Genomic DNA, 18,928 nt, shown 5'->3' on the forward strand with positions numbered 1-18,928 from the left:
CTGGCACGTTCACCGTAGAATTCGCAACAGTCGTGTGCGCGAGAATGAGGGCTCCAGAATGAGCGGTGCGGAAAACATGACACTGGCACCCGGCGAAACAAGCGCATGGATTCGACGCTTTCACCCGGCACCGGAGGCCCGCACGCGGCTGGTGTGCCTGCCGCACGCCGGCGGCTCCGCACCGTATTTCTTTCCGGTGTCCAGGGCACTGGCGCCGGACATCGACGTACTGGCCGTCCAGTACCCGGGGCGGCAGGACCGGCGTGCGGAGAAGTGCATCGACAACATCGCCGAACTGGCCGACCACGTGGCGGGTCAGCTCACGGCGTGGGCCGACAAGCCGCTGACTCTCTTCGGGCACAGCATGGGCGCGACGCTGGCGTTCGAGGTGGCCCGGCGGCTCGGCCCGGAGATGACGGTGCTCGGCGTGATCGCGTCCGGCCGATGTGCGCCGTCCAGCACGCGCTTCGACAACGTGCACAACCTCGACGACACCCGCCTCCTGGGCGAGTTACGGCTGTTGAGCGGCACTGACGCCCAGATCCTCGGTGACGAGGAGATCGTGCGGATGGTCCTGCCTGCGATCCGTGCCGACTACACCGCCGCGGAGACCTACCGGTGCGACCCCGGCGTCCGCATCCCCTACCCGATCCTGACCATGATCGGCGACGACGATCCACGCGCCTCTCTCGACGAGGCCAGGGCGTGGGCCGGGCACACCGAGGCGGAGTTCGGCATGCGGATCTTCCCCGGCGGCCACTTCTACCTGAACGACCACGCGGACGCCGTGATCACCACCGTCGCCGGGCAGATCGGCACCTGGTCGGCCGCTGTCTCCCCGGTGCGCTGAATCGCCAGAGCCTGCCGAGACGCCCGGCCGGGGTATCCCAGCCGGGCGTCTCTCGTTCATCCGTTCATCCCAGGGTGTTTCACCTGCGTGGACGGCGCATGAACCACCTGCCGCCAGCAGAACGCCACCACCGGTGAGGATGCCCCTTTCCGCCCCGGCGAGGGGGGTTTCCGTGGGCGGAAAGGGGCTGGGAAGGTGGTTCGTGGCTACCCGCGGGTGCGCCGGTTGAAAACGCGGACCGTCAGCAGCGCGGTCAGCACCAGGATCGGCACCCACCAGACGAGGGCCATCCAGGCGTTGTCGCCCAGCGGCGTGCCGATCAGCAACGACCGGATCGCGTTCACCACCGGCGTGAACGGCTGGTAGTCGACAAATGCCCGCAGCACTGACGGCATGCTCTCCGACGGCACGAGCGCGCTGCTCGCGTACGGGAGGAACACCAGGATCATCGCGTAGCCGCTCGCGGCCTCGACGCCGCCCGCGACCACGCCGAGCAGGGTGGCGAGCCACGAGATCGCGGCCATGAACAGCACCAGCAGTCCGGCCGCCGCGAGCCATTCGCCGATGCCCGCCGTGGGCCTGAAGCCGACCACCATGCCGAGCCCGACCACCAGGATCACCGAGAGGACGTTGCGCAGCACCGAGGACACCACGTGCCCGACCAGCACCGAGAAGCCGAACATCGGCATGGAACGGAACCGTTCCACGATGCCGTTCTGCAGGTCGTTGGCCACGCCCACGGCCGTGGCCGTCGCGCTGAACGCCACGCTGAGCACGACGACGCCGGCGATCACGTAGTTGACGTAACTCGGCCCGCCGGTGTTGATGGCGCCGCCGAACAGGTACCGGAACAGCAGCAACAGCATGATCGGCAGGGCGATCGCCTGGATGATCTCGTCGACGTTCCTGGTGAGGTGCCGCATGCTCCGGCGGATGAGCACTCGGCAGTCAGCGAGGGCGTGGCCGAACGAGGAGCGCTCCTGCGCCGCGATGGCCTGGGTCATTTCACAGCTCCCGGGGACTTGCTGGTCAGGGTGCGGAACACGTCGTCGAGGGTCGGCTGGTGCAGGGCGATCTGCCGAACCTCCAGCCCGGCCTCGGCCATCTGGTTCAGCAGGTGCCGGACGTCACCGGCGCTGTGCACGGGCACGCTGATGGTCTGCTGGTCGACCCGCTCGCCGCCGGACAGCGCCTGCGCCTTCTGGATGTCGACCGGGTCGACGGTGAGTTCGGCGCGCTCGGCGCCGACCTGGCGCTTGAGCTCGCTCGCGGTGCCCTCGGCGACCACCCGGCCCTGGTCGATCACGGCGATCCGGTTCGCGAGCTGGTCCGCCTCTTCGAGGTACTGGGTGGTCAGCAGGACCGTGGTGCCCGCCGCCATCAGCGAGCGGATGGTCTCCCACATCGCGATCCGGGCCGTGGGGTCCAGGCCGGTGGTCGGCTCGTCGAGGAACAGCACCGGCGGCCGGTTGATCAGGCTGACCGCGAGGTCCAGCCGGCGCCGCATGCCGCCCGAGTACGTCTTCGCCGGCCGGTCCGCGGCCTTGACCAGGTCGAACTGGTCAAGCAGCTCAGCGGCCCGCTGTTCGGCCCCGGCCCGGCTGATGCGGAACAGCTGGCCCATCATCACCAGGTTCTCCCGCCCGGTGAGCAGTTCGTCCACCGCGGTGTCCTGGCCGGTCAGCCCGATGATCCCGCGCACCGCCCGGGCCTGGGTCGTGACGTCGCGGCCCTCGATGGTGGCCGTGCCGCCGTCCGCCTTCAGCAGCGTGCTCAGAATGCGGACAGTCGTGGTCTTGCCCGCGCCGTTGGGCCCCAACAGTCCCAGCATGGTGCCGCGTTCGACCCGGAGGTCGATCGATTCCAGGACCGTCACGCTACCGAACGACTTACGCAGTCCTCTTGCCTCGATCGCGTAACTGCTCACCACCCGGTCACACCTCCCGTACCAAGAACTGTTTATGGCCTATACTCACGTTTAAGTGATACACAGTTGCTGAGAGGATGTCAACCGGCGAGCAACGGAGAACCATGCCAGCGGAGCGAAACGGCAGGGCCGGCCAGGTGACCAGCATGGAATTGCTGTGGGGTGACCGGGCCCAGCCGAGTAGGGGTCCCCGGCCGGGCCTCTCGGTGGAGAAAATCGCCACCACGGCCATCGAGATCGCCGACGAGGAAGGCCTCGACGCGCTGTCCATGCAGCGCATCGCCAGCAAACTGGACTACTCGGCGATGTCGCTGTACCGGTACATCCCGGGCAAGGACCAGCTGATCGACGTCATCTACGACACCGCGCTGGGCCAGCCGCCCGCCGACCTCGGCGAGGACTGGCGGTCAGGCGTCAGCGCGTGGGTGCGCGGCATGTTGTCGGTGTACGCGCAACACCCCTGGCTGCTGCGGATCAGCGTGAGCAACCCCCCGCTCGGCCCCAACCAGCTGACCTGGTTCAACTCGCTGCTCGAACTGGTCTCCGACATCGGCCTGGCCGAGGACGAGATGGTCCACCTGGTCATGTTCGCCACGTGCGCGGTCCGCGACCTGGCCAGGGTGTCCACCGAGCTCGCCCAGGGCCAGCAGCGCAGCGGCGGCTCGGTGGAGGAGATGGGTGAGGGGTACGCGCTGGCGATGAAGCGGTTCGTCGACGACACGCGGTTCCACGCCCTCGCGAAGGTGGTGTCGGCCGGCACTTTCGAGCCGAGCGACACCCCCTACAACGAGATCATGCCCAGTCTGGATTTCGGGCTGCAGCGCCTGCTGGACGGCGTGGAGAGCTACGTCAACTCCCGCAAGGGCTGATCCGATCGGTCAGTCCACAGCCTCCACGCCACCCAGCGCCATGCTGATCAGCGCCTCGCTGTCCATCGCGTCGATCGACTCCTGGTCCCCGCCGGCGTCGGCCGTTGCCTGCTCGGCCCGCACGCCGGCGAGTTCGAGCAGGCTGTCCAGCAACCCGGCGTCCCGCAACCGGGACACCGGAATCGACGCCAGGATCTCACGCAGATCGTCCTCGGTCACCGCCTCAGCCGTCTCCTCCGCCGGGATGAGCTCCGTGCCCAGGTGCTCGGCCAGGACGCGCGGGCTGGGATAGTCGTAGATCATCCCGGCGGGCAGCTTCAGGCCCGTGACGAGCGTGAGCTTGTTGCGGAAGCCCATCGCGGACAGCGAGTCGAAGCCCACCTCGTTGAACGGCCGGTCGGGGTCGATCTCCCCGGCGCCGGAGTAGCCCAGGATGCCGGCCGCGTGTGTCCGGACCAGGTCCAGCAGCGTGGGCATCCGCTTGTGCGGCGGCATCTCGGCCAGCCGCTCCCGCAGCGAACGACCCTCCACCGGGGCGTCCTGCGCCGCGCGCCGGGACCGCACGAGACCGCGGAACAAGGCGGGCAGTTCGTCGGCCGCCTGGTCCGCCCACGCTCGGGTGTCCACTCGGATCGGCAACAGCAGCGCCTCACCGAGCGCGGTGGCCGAGTCGAGCAGCGCCAGCCCTTCCTTTGTGGACAGAGCGCCGATGCCGGTGCTCGACAGCCGCGACGTGTCGGCCTTGCCCGCCATGCCGTCCTCGCCGGTGTCCCACAGGCCCCACGCCAACGACGTTCCAGCCAGCCCGGCTGCCCTGCGCCGGGCGGCCAACGCGTCGAGGAACGCATTGGCAGCCGCGTAACTGCCCTGTCCGGGGGCACCGAGCACACCGGCGGCCGAGGAGAACAGCACGAACGCCGAAAGCCCTTCGGTCAGCTCGTGCAGGTTCAGCGCGGCGTCCACCTTCGGGCGTAGCACCGCGTCCACACGGTCCGGGGTGAGTGACGTGATCACCCCGTCGTCGAGTACACCGGCCGTGTGCACTACAGCGGTGACGGGATGCTCGGCGAGCATCGCGGCCACGGCGTCACGGTCGGCGACGTCGCACGCGACGAGCGCCACCTGCGCACCGAGCCCGGTCAGTTCCTCTCGCAACTCGACGGCGCCGGGCGCGTCCGGGCCACGGCGGCTGGCGAGGACCAGGTTGCGGACGCCGTGCTCACCAGCCAGGTGCCGGGCGACCGCACTGCCAAGTGCACCGCTCGCGCCCGTGATCAGCACAGTGCCTTCGGAATCCCACGGTTGGCCCGTACCGGCGGCGACCCGGACCATGCGCGGCACGCGGACCATGCCGCGGCGAAGCGCCGACTGCGGCTCACCGGTGGCCACGGCGGTGGGCAGCATCCGGATCGACACGTCGATCATGCCTTCGTCGGCGTCCAGGTCCACCAGCACGATCCGGTCCGGGTGCTCGGCCTGGGCCGACCGCACCAGCCCGGACACCGCGGCACCGGCCAGGTCGCCGGGGTTCTCGTCGTCACACGCCACCGCTCCCCTGGTCACCACGACGAGCCTGCCGCCGGGCCGGGCCAGGAAGTCCTGCATCACACCGAGAACCCGGTGGACCTCGCTGTGGACATCGCTGTGGGCATCGCCGCCGCAGGGCACGAGCAGCACACCGGTTTCCGGTATGCCGGTGACGATCGGGGCGCCGAGCGCGCCGGCCAGGCCCCAGCGGTCCGGCCCGAGCAGGCTCCAGCCGGTCACGTCGGTCACTTCGTCCACTACGGACCGCTGCCAGTCCACACCGAACAACGTGTCCGCGGCGGGCGGTGCGGCGGCTGGCCGGGCCTGGGCCGTCGACATCGGCCGCAGCAGCAGCGACCCGATCGACAGCACTGGCTGGCCGGTGGTGTCGGCGATGTCCAGGGACACCGTGCCGGTCCCGGCTGGCCGGACGTGCACCCGCAGGTTGCCGGTGCCGACCGCGTGCAGGCCCACCCGTTCGAACGAGAACGGCAGAACCGGCTCGTCACCGGCGGAGCCGCCACAGCCGATCGCGTGCAGCGCGGCGTCCAGCACCGCCGGATGGATGCCGTACTTGTCCACTTCGGACTGTACGGTGGCCGGGACGGCCACCTCGGCGAAGGTCTCGTCTCCGCGCTTCCACGCGGCGCGCAGCCCCTGGAAAGCCGGGCCGTACCCCAGTCCCTGCTCGGTGAGGCCGGCGTACATGCCGTCCAGCGGCACCTGCTCGGCACGCTCCGGCGGCCACTCGGTCAGGTCGAACGACGCCCGCCCGCCATCCGGTGCCAGCACGCCGGTGGCGTGCCGGGTCCACGGCACGTGTTCACCGGCATCCTCGGTCCGTGAGTGCACGCTGAACCGGCGGCTGCCGGTCTCGTCCGGCGCGCTCACAGCGAACTGGACACGCACACCGGCACGGTCCGGCACCACCAAGGGCGCCTCGATGGTCAGTTCCGCCACCAGCCCGCAGCCGACCTCGTCCCCGGCACGGACCGCCATCTCCACCAGACCGGTGCCAGGGAACAGGATCGCGCGGCCGACCACGTGATCGGCGAGCCACGGGTGGGTGCCGACCGAGAGACGGCCGGTGAACAGCAGGCCGTCGGCGTCGGCGAGGTCGATCGCCGACCCCAGCAGCGGGTGTTCTTCGGGGCCAAGGCCACCGGCGACGGTCTCCAGCCAGTACCGCTGGCGTTGGAACGGGTACGTCGGCAATTCGACCAGGCGCCGCTCGCCGAACACGGCCTTCCAGTCCACGCTGACACCGTCGCAGTGCAGGCGGCCGAGTGCGGTCAGCACCGAGTCCGGCTCGGCGTGGTCCTTGCGCAGCACCGGCGTGACCACCACGTCCTCCACGGCTTCGTCGGCGAGAGCGGCGAGGGTGCCGCCGGGGCCGACCTCCACGAACCTGGTCACCCCGAGGGCGTCCATCGTCTTGATGGCGTCGTGGAACCGTACCGGCTGACGGACCTGCCGGACCCAGTACTCAGGCGTACAGAGGTCCTCGTCCGCGGCTCCGGTCACAGTGGACACGATCGGGATACGCGGCGGTGAGAACGTCAGTTTCCCCGCCACCCGGGCGAAGTCGTCCAGCATCGGGTCCATCGAGGACGAATGGAACGCGTGCGACACCCGCAACCGCCGGGTCCGCTCGAAGCCCTCGGCCATGGCGACGACCGCCTCCTGCGCGCCCGAGACGACCACCGAGTTCGGGCCGTTCACCGCGGCGATGTCCACCCCTGCGGTCAAGGCGGCCCGCACCCGCTCCTCGGACGCGGCGATCGCCACCATCGCGCCTCCCGCCGGCAACGCCTGCATCAGCTGGGCTCGCGCGGTGACCAGGGTGCAGGCATCGTCCAGGGACAGCACGCCCGCCACGTGCGCGGCGGCCAGTTCGCCGATCGAGTGCCCGGCCACGAAGTCCGGCTTGATCCCCCACGACTCCAGCAACCGGTACAGCGCCACCTCGACCGCGAACAACGCGGGCTGGGTGTGACCGGTCTGGTTCAACGCTTCGGGATCGTCGCCCCACAACACGCCGGACAGGTCAGCGTCCAAACGGGACAGGACCTGGTCGAGGGCGGCGGCGAACACCGGGAACCGCCCGGCCAGCTCCCGGCCCATGCCCAGCCACTGGGAACCCTGGCCGGAGAACAGGAATCCGGTCCTGCCGCCCGAACGGGCCACGCCGTCCACGACGCCGGGCGCGTCCTCGCCGTCGACCAGCGCCATCAGGCCACGCAGGAACTCCGGGTACCGGCTGCCGACCACCGCCGCGCGGTACTCCAGCGCGGCCCGTGCGGTCGCCAGCGAGTAGCCGACGTCCGCGAGGTTCCGCTCGGGGTCGTCGTTCAGGTAGTTCAACAGTTGCTCGGCCTGCGCGGCGAGCGCGGCCCGGCTGCGGCCGGAGATCAGCCAGGGCACGCTGCCGGGCTCCGCTTCCTCCGGTCGCGGTGCCACGGCAGGCGGCTCCTCGATGATCACGTGCGCGTTGGTCCCGCTGACGCCGAACGACGAGATCCCAGCCCGGCGCGGGTGGCCGTTGGCCTGCCACGGCACGGCCTCGGTCAGCAGCCGGACGTTGCCGGCCGACCAGTCCACCTCCGGCGACGGCTCGGTCACGTGCAGCGTCCTGGGCAGCTCCTCGTGCCGCATGGCCAGCACCATCTTGATGATGCCCGCGGCACCGGCGGCGGCCTGGGTGTGACCGAGGTTCGACTTCACCGAACCGATCCACAGTGGACGGTCTGCCTGGCCGTAGGTGGCCATCAGGGCCTGTGCCTCGATCGGGTCGCCGAGCTTGGTCCCGGTGCCGTGCGCCTCGACGGCGTCCACATCGGACTCGGTCAGGCCCGCGGCGGCCAGCGCCTGGCGGATCACCCGCTGCTGGGCGGGACCGTTCGGCGCGGTCAGCCCGTTGGACATGCCGTCCTGGTTCACCGCGCTGCCCCGCACCACGGCGAGAATCGGATGCCCGGCGCGCTGTGCGTCCGACAGACGCTCGAGCACGATCAGCCCGACGCCCTCCGACCAGGAGGTGCCGTCGGCGTCGGCCGAGAACGCCTTGCACCGCCCGTCCGGCGCGAGACCGCCCTGACGGCTGAACTCGACGAAGGAGTCCGGCGCCGCCATCACCGCGACGCCGCCCGCGAGCGCCAGCGAGCAGTCGTCCTGCCGCAGTGCCTGCGCCGCGAGGTGCAGCGCCACCAACGATGACGAGCACGCCGTGTCCACGCTGACGGCAGGTCCGGCGAGCCCGAGGCTGTACGCGACCCGTCCGGTCACGATCGAGCCGGAACTGCTGGCGCCCGCGTAGTCGTGGTACTGCACACCGGCGTAGACACCGGTCTTGCTGCCCCGCAACGACTGCGGGTCGATCCCGGCCCGCTCCAGCGCCTCCCACGCCGCCTCCAGCAGCAGCCGCTGCTGCGGGTCGATCATCGGCGCTTCCTTGGGCGCGACGCCGAAGAAGCCCGGGTCGAACTCGCCCGCGTCGTAGATGAACCCGCCTTCCCGCACGTAGCTCGTGCCGGGACGACGGCCGTCCGGGTCGAACAGCCCGTCGACGTTCCAGCCGCGGTCGGCCGGGAACTCGCCGATCGCGTCGCCTCCTTCGGCGAGCAACCGCCACAGGTCGTCGGGCGAACGGACACCGCCGGGCAACCGGCAGGCCATCCCGACGATCGCGATCGGCTCGTCCTGACCGTTCGACCGGACCGTGACGGGTGCCGGCCCACGCGATCCGGACAGTTCCTCCTCCAGGTGACCGGCGAGCGCGTCCGGCGTCGGGTAGTCGAAGATCAACGTGGCCGGCAGCCGCAGCCCGGTCGCGGTGTTCAGGCCGTTGCGCAGCTCGATCGCGGTCAGCGAGTCGAAGCCGAGCTGGTGGAACTCCAGGGACGGATCGATGTCGGCCGCCGACTCGTGCGCGAGCACCGTGGCCGTGTGCGCGCGGACCAGGTCCAGCACGGCCGCACGGCGGTCGTCGGCGGGCATCTGGGCGAGCAGGTCGCTGAAGGACGACGAGGTCCGTTCGGCCCCACTGGCCGCGACCCGGCGCGATCCGCCGCCGACCAGGCTCTGCAACGCCTTCGCACCGGACGTCCGCAACGCGCCGAAGTCGAGTTTGACCGTCACGGCCGTGGGGTCGTCCGTACCGAGCGCGGCGTCGAACAGTGCGAGCCCGTCCGCCGGGGACAACGGGAGCATTCCGCTGCCCGCGTGCCTGGCCGTCTCCCCCATCCCGCCGACTTCGCTCCACAGGCCCCACGCCAGCGACAACGCGGGCTGCCCAGCGGCCCGGCGGTGAGTGGCGAGGGCGTCCAGGAAGGCGTTCGCCGCGGCGTAGTTGGCTTGCCCCGGCGCGCCGAGCACGCCGGAAACCGAGGAGTACAGCACAAAAGCCGAGAGCCCGTCAGTCAGCTCGTGCAGGTTGAGCGCGCCGTCGACCTTCGGCCGCAGCACCGCGTCGAGCCGTTCCGGAGTGAGCGCGGTCAGCACGCCGTCATCAAGGACGCCGGCGGTGTGCACCACGGCAGTCAACGGGTGCTCCGCCGGGATCTCGGCGAGCACCGCGGCCAACGCCTCCCGATCCGCGACGTCACAGGCGATGGCCCGCACGTGCGCGTCGAGCTCGGCCAACCCGTCCGGTGTCGCGCCGCTGCGGCTGAGCAGCAGCAGGTTCCGGACGCCGTGCTCGGTGACCAGGTGCCTGGCGAGCACCCCGGCCAACGCACCCGAACCGCCCGTGATCAGCACCGTGCCGGTCCCGGCGTCGCCGCCGAACCGCGGCGCACCTCCGGCCGGGCTGACGCGTCCCAGCCTTGCCGCGTACGGCACGCCATCGCGGACCGCAACCTGCGGTTCGCCGGCCGTGATCACCGCGGGCAGCACGTCGTTGACCGTTTCCATGTCGTCGACGTCCAGCAGCACCAGCCGGTCCGGGTGCTCCGACTGGGCCGACCGGATCAGGCCCCACACCGCCGCACCGGCGAGATCCCGCACCGGCTCGCCGTCGACGGAGACAGCCCCGCTGGTCAGCAGCACCAGCGTGGTGGGCCCGGTGGCCTCGGCGAGCAACCAGGACTGCACAGCCTCCAGCACGTGCCGGGTCGCTGTCCGGACGGCTTGCGCGTCCATGCCCCGCTCGCTGCGCAGCAGCACGACCTCCGGCCCGGCTTCCGCGGGCCTGGCCGGGATCGGCCGCCACTCCAGCCGGTACAGCGGGCGACTCGCCGCCGCCCCGGGCGCCAGGGCGCGGAACACGTTCGACTCGATGGACGCGACCGGGCCACCGGCGGCGTCCGCGAGGGTCACCGCGAAGGTCTCGGGTGCGGTCTGGGTGAACCGCACCCGCAGCGCCGAAGCGCCGCTGGCGTGCAGTTCAACACCTGACCAGGAGAACGGGACGAGCCCGACACCTCCGTCACCGTCCCCGGCGGCCCGCAACGCGTGGGTCGCCGCGTCGAGGGCGGCCGGGTGCAGGCCGAACCGCTCGGCACCGTGCGGGGCGTCCTCGGGCAGGCGCACCTCGCCGAAAATCTCGTCACCACGGCGCCACGCCGCGTGCAGCGAACGGAAGACCGGGCCATAAACCAGGCCTGTACCCGCGAAGTTGTCGTACAGCTCGTCCAACGCGACCGGCTGCGCGTTCTCCGGCGGCCACGGTGTCAGTTCGGCGCCGGGACGGCCGGTTGCCGGGGCCAGTGTCCCGGCGGCGTGTTGTGTCCACGGCTCGTCCGGCAGGGCGTCTTCCGGCTGCGCGTGCACGGTGACAGCGCGGCATCCGACCTCGTCGGCAGCGCCCACGGTGAGCTGGACGCGCACACCGCCGTGGCGGGGCAGCACGAGCGGGCTGCTCAGCGTCAACTCCTCGATGCGACCGCATCCGACCTGGTCACCGGCCTGCACCGCGAGTTCGACGAACGCGGTGCCCGGCACCATGATGTCCTCGCCGACCACGTGATCCGCGAGCCACGGCTGCTGCCCGGCCGACAACCGGCCGGTCAGGACCACACCGTCGGTTCCGGCGAGTGTGATCGCCGCGCCCAGCAACGGGTGCCCGGCGGCGTGCAGCCCGGCGGAGGCGACCTCGTCCGGCCCGCCGCGACGTTCGAGCCAGTACCGCCGGTGCTGGAACGCGTAGGTCGGTAGCGGAATCCGCCGTGCGCCCCGGCCGGCGAACACAGCCTCCCAGTCCGGGTCGACGCCGCCCACGTACAGCTCCGACAACGCCGTCAGCACGGCGCCCGCCTCGGCTCGGTCCTTGCGCAGCAAGGGAAGCACGGCGGCTTCGGCGGTCAGGCATTCCCGGGCCAGCGGAGCCAGCACGCCATCCGGCCCGACCTCGACGAACCGGGTCGCACCGGCAGCCTCCAGCGCACCCATGCCGTCACGGAACCGGACCGCGTCGCGGACGTGCCGAACCCAGTACTCCGGAGTGCGCAGCTCGTCGGCCGTCGCCAGTTCACCGGTCACATTGGACACGACCGGAATCCGCGGAGCCTGGTAGACCAAGCCTTTCGCCACGGACGTGAACTCGTCGAGCATGTCGTCCATGCGGGGCGAGTGGAACGCGTGCGACACGCGCAGCCGTTTGTTCTTACGCCCCAACCGCTCCGCGATCGCCAGGACAGCGTCCTCATCGCCCGACACGACAACGGACGTCGGGCCGTTGATCGCCGCGATGCTCACCCGCTCGGTCAGCAGCGGGCGCACCTCGTCCTCGGTCGCCTGGACCGCGACCATGGCGCCACCGGACGGCAACGCCTGCATGAGCTTGCCGCGTGCGGCGACCAGGGCGCACGCGTCCGCCAGCGAAAGCACTCCGGCGACGTGTGCCGCGACCAGTTCGCCGATGGAGTGGCCCATCAGCAGATCCGGTGTGACGCCCCAGGATTCGAGCAGCCGGAACAGCGCGACCTCGACGGCGAACAACGCGGGCTGCGTGTATTCCGTCTGGTCGAGCAGTTCGCCGTCTCCGAAGACCACGTCCCGCAGCGGACGGTCGAGGTGCTCGTCGAAGACGCCGCACACGGTGTCCAGGGCCTCGGCGAAGACCGGGAAGATCCCGTGCAGCTCGCGGCCCATGCCCGCGCGCTGGGCGCCCTGCCCGGAGAACAGGAACGCCGTCAGCCCCTGGCTCACCGACCCGGTGATCACACCGGGTTCGCCGTGGACGAGCGCGTCGAGGCCCCGGCCGGCTGTGGCGGAATCCGTGGCGAGGACCACCGCACGGTGTTGCAGCGGTGATCTGGTGGTGGCAAGCGAGTACCCGAGATCCAGCGTTCCCACAAAGTCCACAATGGACTTGAGGCGTTCGGCCTGCGCCCGCAGGGCCGCGGCGCTCTGCCCGGTGACAGGCAGCGGAACGGCCACGTCGGCAGGCCAGTTCGGCGGCTCGACCGGCGTGGGCTCCTCGTCCGGTGCCTCTTCGAGGATCACGTGCGCGTTGGTGCCGCTCACGCCGAACGAGGACACTCCGGCGCGTCGGGGATGTCCGGCCCGGTCCCAGGGGCGCTCGTGGTCCAGCAGCCGGACCGCGCCCGCCGACCAGTCGACCTCGCCGGACGGGCTGGACACGTGCAACGTCCTGGGCAGCACCCCGTGCCGCATCGCCAGCACCATCTTGATGACGCCGCTGATCCCGGCCGCGGCCTGGGCATGCCCGATGTTGGACTTGACCGAGCCGAGCCACAACGGGCGGTCCGCCGGACGGTCCGCGCCGTACGTGGCGAGCAGGGCGCTCGCCTCGATCGGATCACCGAGCGTGGTGCCCGTGCCGTGGCCCTCCACCGCGTCGACTTCGGTGGGGGAAAGCTGTGCGTTGGTCAGTGCCTGCCGGATCACCCGCTGCTGGGAAAGCCCGTTCGGAGCGGTGAGCCCGTTGGACGCACCATCGGAGTTGATCGCCGAGCCGCGCACGACCGCGAGGATGGGATGACCGTTGCGCCGCGCGTCGGACAGCCGCTCCAACAGCAACGTCCCGGCGCCTTCCGACCAGCCGGTGCCGTCCGCGTCGTCCGAGAACGCCTTGCACCGCCCGTCCGGGGCGAGCCCCCGCTGCCTGCTGAAGGCCTGGAACGGAGAAGGCGTCGCCATCACCATCACGCCACCGGCGAGCGCGAGCGAGCATTCCCGCTGCCGCAACGCCTGACAGGCCACGTGCAGCGCCACCAGCGACGACGAACAAGCCGTGTCGATCGTGACGGCCGGGCCTTCGAGACCCAGCGAGTACGCGATCCGGCCGGAGATGACCGAACCTGCGGTGCCCGTGCTGAGGTAGTCGTCGCCGACGTCGGCCATGTGCGTGGGCGCTACGCCGTCGTAGTAGTCCTGGCTGCCGCTGCCGATGAACACACCCACGGCCGCTGCCCGCAACGAGTGCGGCGCGATCCCGGCCCGCTCGACCGCCTCCCAGGCCAGTTCGAGCGCCATCCGCTGCTGCGGATCGATCGCCAACGCCTCCCGCGGCGAGATGCCGAACAGGCCCGCGTCGAAAGCACCGGCGTCGTGGACGAACCCGCCCTGGCTGACGTAACTGGTGCCCGGCCGGTCCGGGTCGGCATCGAACAGGCTGCCGGCGTCCCAGCCACGGTCGGTGGGGAACGGGCCGATCGTGTCCACGCCTTCGGCGACCACCCGCCACAGGTCCTCCGGCGACCGGACGCCACCGGGGAAACGGCAGCTCATCGAGACGATCGCGATCGGCTCCTGCTCGGCGGTCTCCAGCTCGCGCAGCCGTTCGCGGGTCTGGTGCAGCGTCGCGGTGACCCGCTTGAGATAGCCGACGAGTTTCTCTTCGTTGTCCATCTACGCCTCGTGTCCATTCGTGGGCCCGGTCGTCGCACCGAGTTCGTTGTCGATCAGGTCGAAGAGGTCGTCGGCCGTCGCGGCCATCAACCGGTCGGCGACCGCGCCACCGCCGTTGCCGCCACCGAGCGTCTCGGTCAGCTTGCCGATCAGGGCCTGCAACCGGGCGGTGACCCGGGCGCCGTCGATCTCCTCGCGGGACAGCCCGCCGATCCTGGCTTCCAGCCGGTCCAGCTCGACGCTCACCGGCACGGCCGTTTCCGCCTGGCACAGCCGCGTCCACAGGTGATCGGCCAGTGCCTTCGGGTTGACGTGGTCGAACACGACCGTGGCCGCGAGCTTCAGGCCGCACGCCGCACCCAGCCGGTTGCGCAGGTCCACCGCGGTCACCGAGTCGAAACCGGCCTCCTTGAAGGCTCGCCCCGGTTCGACGGCGGACGCCCCGTCGTGGCCGAGCACGACCGCCACGTGCGTGCGGACCAGGTCCAGCAGCACCCGGCGTTGCTCGCCCTCCGCCATCTCCGCCAGCCTGCCCGCCAGATCACCTTCATCCACAGTGGACTGTGGCTCGACCCGCACCTCGGGCAGGTCACGCAGCAGCGGACGGTGCCGGGCGAGGGTGTAGACCGGGACGAACGTCGGCCAGTCGATGTCGGCGACCACGAGGTGCCCCTCATCGCCGCCCACCGCCTGCCCCAGCAGCCGGACCAGCAGGTCGGGGTCCATGTCGGCCAGCCCGATCCGGCGCAGGCGCGCGCTCGCCTCCACGTCGACCATGCCGCCACCGGCCCATGGCCCCCAGGCGATCGACGTCGCGGCCAGCCCTCGCACGCGGCGGCGCTGAGCCAGGCCGTCCAGGAAGGCGTTCGCAGTGGCGTAGGCCGGTTTTCCGGCGGTGCCCCAGATCGCCGCGCCCGACGCGAACAGGACGAACGCGTCCAGCTCCCGGTCGCCCAGCGCGTTGTCCAGGTGCACGGCCCCGGCGACCTTGGCGCGGACGGCGTCGGCGAATTCCGCCGATGTCAGCTCGGCCAGTGGTGCCTCGTCGGTCAGCACGCCGGCGGCGTGCAGGACGGCCGTGAGTCCGGGAAGCCCGCCGATCAGCTTGGCGACAGCGGCACCGTCGGACACGTCGCAGGACTCGATGGTCACCTCGGCGCCGAGTTCGGCCAGTTCGGCCGCCAGCTTGTCCGTTCCGGGTGCGTCGCGCCCACGGCGGCTGGTGAGCACGACGTGATCCGCCCCGTTGCGCGCCAGCCAACGCGCCACCTGCGACCCGACGGCGCCCGTGCCGCCGGTGACCAGCACGGTCCCGCGAGGACGCCACGAGACCTCGGCGCCGAGCGGAGCACGGACCATCCGCCGGGCGAACGTGCCGGACCGCCGGATCGCGACCTGGTCCTCGTCGGCCTCGGCCAGGATTCGGCACAGCCGGTCCAGGCCGGTCCCGGCGTCGGCGAGGTCGATCATGCCGCCCCAGCCGTCCGGGTGGTCGAGCGCGAACACCGTGCCCATCCCCCACAGCGAGGCGGCCGCCGGGTCGACGTCCTCGAACCTGTCGACCGCGACCGCCCGCGAGGTCACGCACCAGACCGGGGCGGTGATCCCGGCTTCCCGCAACGCCTGCAACAGCAAGACCGTGCCCTCGGTGGCGTACGTGAGAACCGGATGGTCCGGGTGCTCACGCTCGTCCAAGGCCAGCAGCGACAAAACGCCGGCAGGCGGGTCGTCCGCGTACGCCGTTAAATCCATGCCGTCGATTCCGAGGGTGACCACCGTGGCTCCCTGTGCGGTGAGCTCGCGCAGGATCGGCTCCACGTGCGGCGCACCGGGCGGCACCACGACCAGCCAGGTTCCCGTCAGGCTGGTGAACGACCCCGAGGCCAGCGGCGCCCAGGAGATCCGGTAGCGCCAGGAGTCCGCCCGGGTCTGCCCGATCCGGTCGTGTCGCCATGCCGCCAGAGCCGGGACGATCTCCCGCAGCCGCGCGGCATCCACGTTGAGCTTCGCGGCGAGCGCGTCGGCGTCGTTGCGTTCGACGTCCGTCCAGAACGAGTCGTCCTCGGCTCGCTCCGCGGCGACCTCCGGCTCGGCGGCGGTCTCCCAGTACCGGTTGCGCTGGAACGGATACGTGGGCAGCTCGACGAGCGCGGCGGCCGGGAAGAACGTGGTCCAGTCCGGTGATACACCGCGCACGTGCAGGTCCGCCACGGAAGTCACGAACCGGCCGAGGCCGCCTTCGCCCCGGCGCAGCGTCCCGGTCACCACGGCGGTGCCGTCCAGCTCGTCGAGGGTTTCCTGGATGCTCATGGTGAGTACCGGATGCGGGCTGGCCTCCACGAACGCGCCGTGGCCGGTCGTGGCCAGCCGTTCGACGACAGGTCCGAAGTGGACGGTATGGCGCAGGTTGTCGAACCAGTACCGGGCATCCAGTGCCGTACCGTCGACCCAGTCGCCGGTGACCGTGGACATCATCGGCACCTCGCCGGGCCGTGGCGTGACAGGTGCGAGATCGTTCAACAAGCGTTCCCGCAACGCATCCACGTGCGCGGAGTGCGACGCGTAGTTCACCGGGACGCGCTTGGCCCGCACCCCCGCGGCCACCAGCTGGTCCCGCAGTTCGTCGAGGGCGTCGTCGTCACCGGACAGCACCACTGAATTCGCGCCGTTGTCCGCGGCGATCGACACCCGGTCATGCCACCGGTCCATATGGTCGGCGACCCGTTGGACGGACAACCCGACCGCCAGCATCCCGCCAGGACGGTTCAGCAGCTCGCCGATCGCCAGGCTGCGCAGAGCGACCACGCGCGCACCGTCCTCTAAGGACAGAGCACCGGCGACGCAGGCGGCCGCGATCTCGCCCTGGGAATGCCCGATCACCACGTCAGGTTCGACACCGTGCGCTCGCCACACGGCCGCCAGTGACACCATCACCGCCCACAGCACCGGCTGCACCACGTCCACCCGATCCGCGGGCGGCGCCGCATCGGCTTCGCGCAGCACGTCCGTCACCGACCAGTCCACGTACCGGCTCAGCGCCGCCTCGCACGCGGCCAGCCGCTCCGCGAACGCGGGCGACTCGTCCAGCAACACCGCGGCCATCCCACGCCACTGCGAGCCTTGGCCTGGGAAAACGAACACCGTCTTGGTCCGCACGTCCGCCAGGCCGGTCACGCCCTGGCCGGCAGCGACGTCCCGCAACCCGGCCGTCAACTCGGCCCGGTCGCGGCCCACCACGACCGCCCGTCGTTCGAACGCCGACCGGCTGGACACCAGCGACAGGCCGATGTCGGCGAGCCGGTCACCGGAGTCCGCCAGGTGGTCGGCGAGCCTGCGGGCCGACTCACGCAGGGCCGTCTCGCTCTTGCCCGACAACACCAACGGCACCACCGGCTGCTCTGCCGAACGCTCGGGAAGTTCCCGCTCTTCGGCCTGTTCGAGGATGATGTGCGCGTTGGTGCCGCTGAGCCCGAACGACGACACGGCCGCCCGTCGGGGATGGCCGTTGGCGGACCAGGACACCGGCTCGGTCAGCAGCCGGACGGAGCCCGACGACCAATCGACGTGCCGTGACGGCTCGGTGACGTGCAACGTCTTCGGCAACTGCCCGTGCCGCATGGCCTGCACCATCTTGATGATCCCGGCGATCCCGGCCGCGGCCTGCGGGTGCCCGAGGTTCGACTTGATCGACCCCAGCCACAGTGGACTGTCCGTGGACCGGCCTACGCCGTAGGTGGCGAGTAACGACTGCGCCTCGATCGGGTCACCCAGCGCGGTCCCCGTGCCGTGCGCCTCGACGGCGTCCACTTCGGACGCCGTCAGACCGGCGTTGGCGAGGGCCTGCTGGATGACCTTGACCTGGGCCGGGCCGTTCGGCGCCGTGATGCCGTTCGACGCGCCGTCCTGGTTGACCGCCGAGCCCCGGACCAGGCCGAGGACCCGGTGTCCCAGGCGCTGCGCGTCCGACAGCCGCTCCAGCACCAGTACGCCCGCGCCCTCGGACCACGCCGTCCCGTCGGCGTCGTCGGAGAACGCCTTGCAGCGCCCGTCCGGCGCGAGGCCACGCCGCCTGCTGAAGTCGACGAACAGATCCGGTGTTCCCATGATCGCGACGCCTCCGGCGAGCGCGAGCGTGCATTCGCCGCGCCGCAACGACTCCGCGGCGAGGTGCATGGCGACAAGCGATGAGGAGCACGCCGTGTCGATGGACACCGCGGGGCCTTCCAGGCCGAGGGTGTACGCGATCTGTCCCGACACCAGGCTACCGCCCGGGTGGCCACCGGCGTAGTCGTGATGCATCAGGCCCACGAACACGCCCGTGGCACTGCCGCGCAACGAGTCCGGCGCGATCCCGGCCCGTTCCACGGCCTCCCACGACACCTCGAGCAGAATCCGCTGCTGCGGGTCGGTTCCGCGGGCCTCCAGCGGGCTGATCCCGAAGAAGGCCGCGTCGAACTCGGCGGCGTCGTAAAGGAACCCGCCATGCCGCGTGTAGGTCTTGCCCGGCTGGCCGGAGTCCGGGTGGTAGAGCCGTTCGACGTCCCAGCCGCGGTCCGCGGGGAACTCGCCGATGGCGTCCCGGCCGTCGGCGACCAGCCGCCACAGGTCCTCGGGGGACGCGACCCCGCCCGGGAACCGGCAGCCCATTCCGACGATCGCGATCGGCTCCGCCGCCCGCGCCCTGACCTCACGCAACCGCTGCCGTGCCTGCTGCAGATCGGCGGTCGCGCGCTTGAGATATGCCCGTAGCTTGTCCTCGTTCGCCATCGCGGCCCCGTTCACGAGATGCCCAATTCGTCCGGTTCGACAGGGGACGAGCTCGTCATCCGTGGCGGACCCGAGGTCCCGTTCGAAACGCCGAAGCGCCACGCCGAACGCTACCCAGCGGGAGAACCCGCACCCACCCCTAAAACTCGGCGCGCCCGGCCGGACGCCCCCTTAAGC

The 18,928-nt window shown here is 71.1% G+C and carries 6 protein-coding genes; 2 read left to right on the forward strand and 4 right to left on the reverse strand.

The features are described from left to right. Positions 1-76 precede the first annotated feature (76 nt). Positions 77-850, forward strand: coding sequence for a thioesterase II family protein (locus tag GC106_RS20025; protein WP_173132769.1), 774 nt, complete (start codon positions 77-79; stop codon positions 848-850). Between the two features lie 206 nt (positions 851-1,056). On the opposite strand, the gene GC106_RS20030 is transcribed toward GC106_RS20025, so the two are convergent. Next, positions 1,057-1,854 (reverse strand): ABC transporter permease, encoded by a 798-nt coding sequence (locus GC106_RS20030; protein ID WP_173132771.1) that lies wholly within the window; start codon positions 1,852-1,854, stop codon positions 1,057-1,059. Then, positions 1,851-2,780 carry an ATP-binding cassette domain-containing protein gene (locus GC106_RS20035; protein ID WP_173132774.1) on the reverse strand — a complete coding sequence of 310 codons (930 nt, stop codon included), beginning with the start codon at positions 2,778-2,780 and terminating at the stop codon, positions 1,851-1,853. The genes GC106_RS20030 and GC106_RS20035 overlap by 4 nt, the downstream gene beginning before the upstream one ends. 101 nt (positions 2,781-2,881) lie before the next feature. Here GC106_RS20035 and GC106_RS20040 point away from each other — a divergent pair, with 101 nt between their 5' ends. Next, complete coding sequence (locus GC106_RS20040) at positions 2,882-3,646, forward strand: TetR/AcrR family transcriptional regulator (RefSeq protein ID WP_173132777.1); 765 nt, start codon at positions 2,882-2,884, stop codon at positions 3,644-3,646. 9 nt (positions 3,647-3,655) lie between these two features. Here GC106_RS20040 and GC106_RS20045 read toward each other — a convergent pair whose 3' ends face one another. After that, the gene (locus tag GC106_RS20045) at positions 3,656-13,984 is read right to left on the reverse strand and encodes an SDR family NAD(P)-dependent oxidoreductase (RefSeq protein ID WP_173132780.1); all 10,329 of its coding nucleotides are present in this window, start codon (positions 13,982-13,984) and stop codon (positions 3,656-3,658) included. Further along, positions 13,985-18,853 carry a type I polyketide synthase gene (locus tag GC106_RS20050; protein WP_446684938.1) on the reverse strand — a complete coding sequence of 1,623 codons (4,869 nt, stop codon included), beginning with the start codon at positions 18,851-18,853 and terminating at the stop codon, positions 13,985-13,987. Positions 18,854-18,928 lie beyond the last annotated feature (75 nt).

Source organism: Kibdelosporangium persicum (assembly GCF_013280595.1).
GTDB classification, from domain to species: domain Bacteria; phylum Actinomycetota; class Actinomycetes; order Mycobacteriales; family Pseudonocardiaceae; genus Kibdelosporangium; species Kibdelosporangium persicum.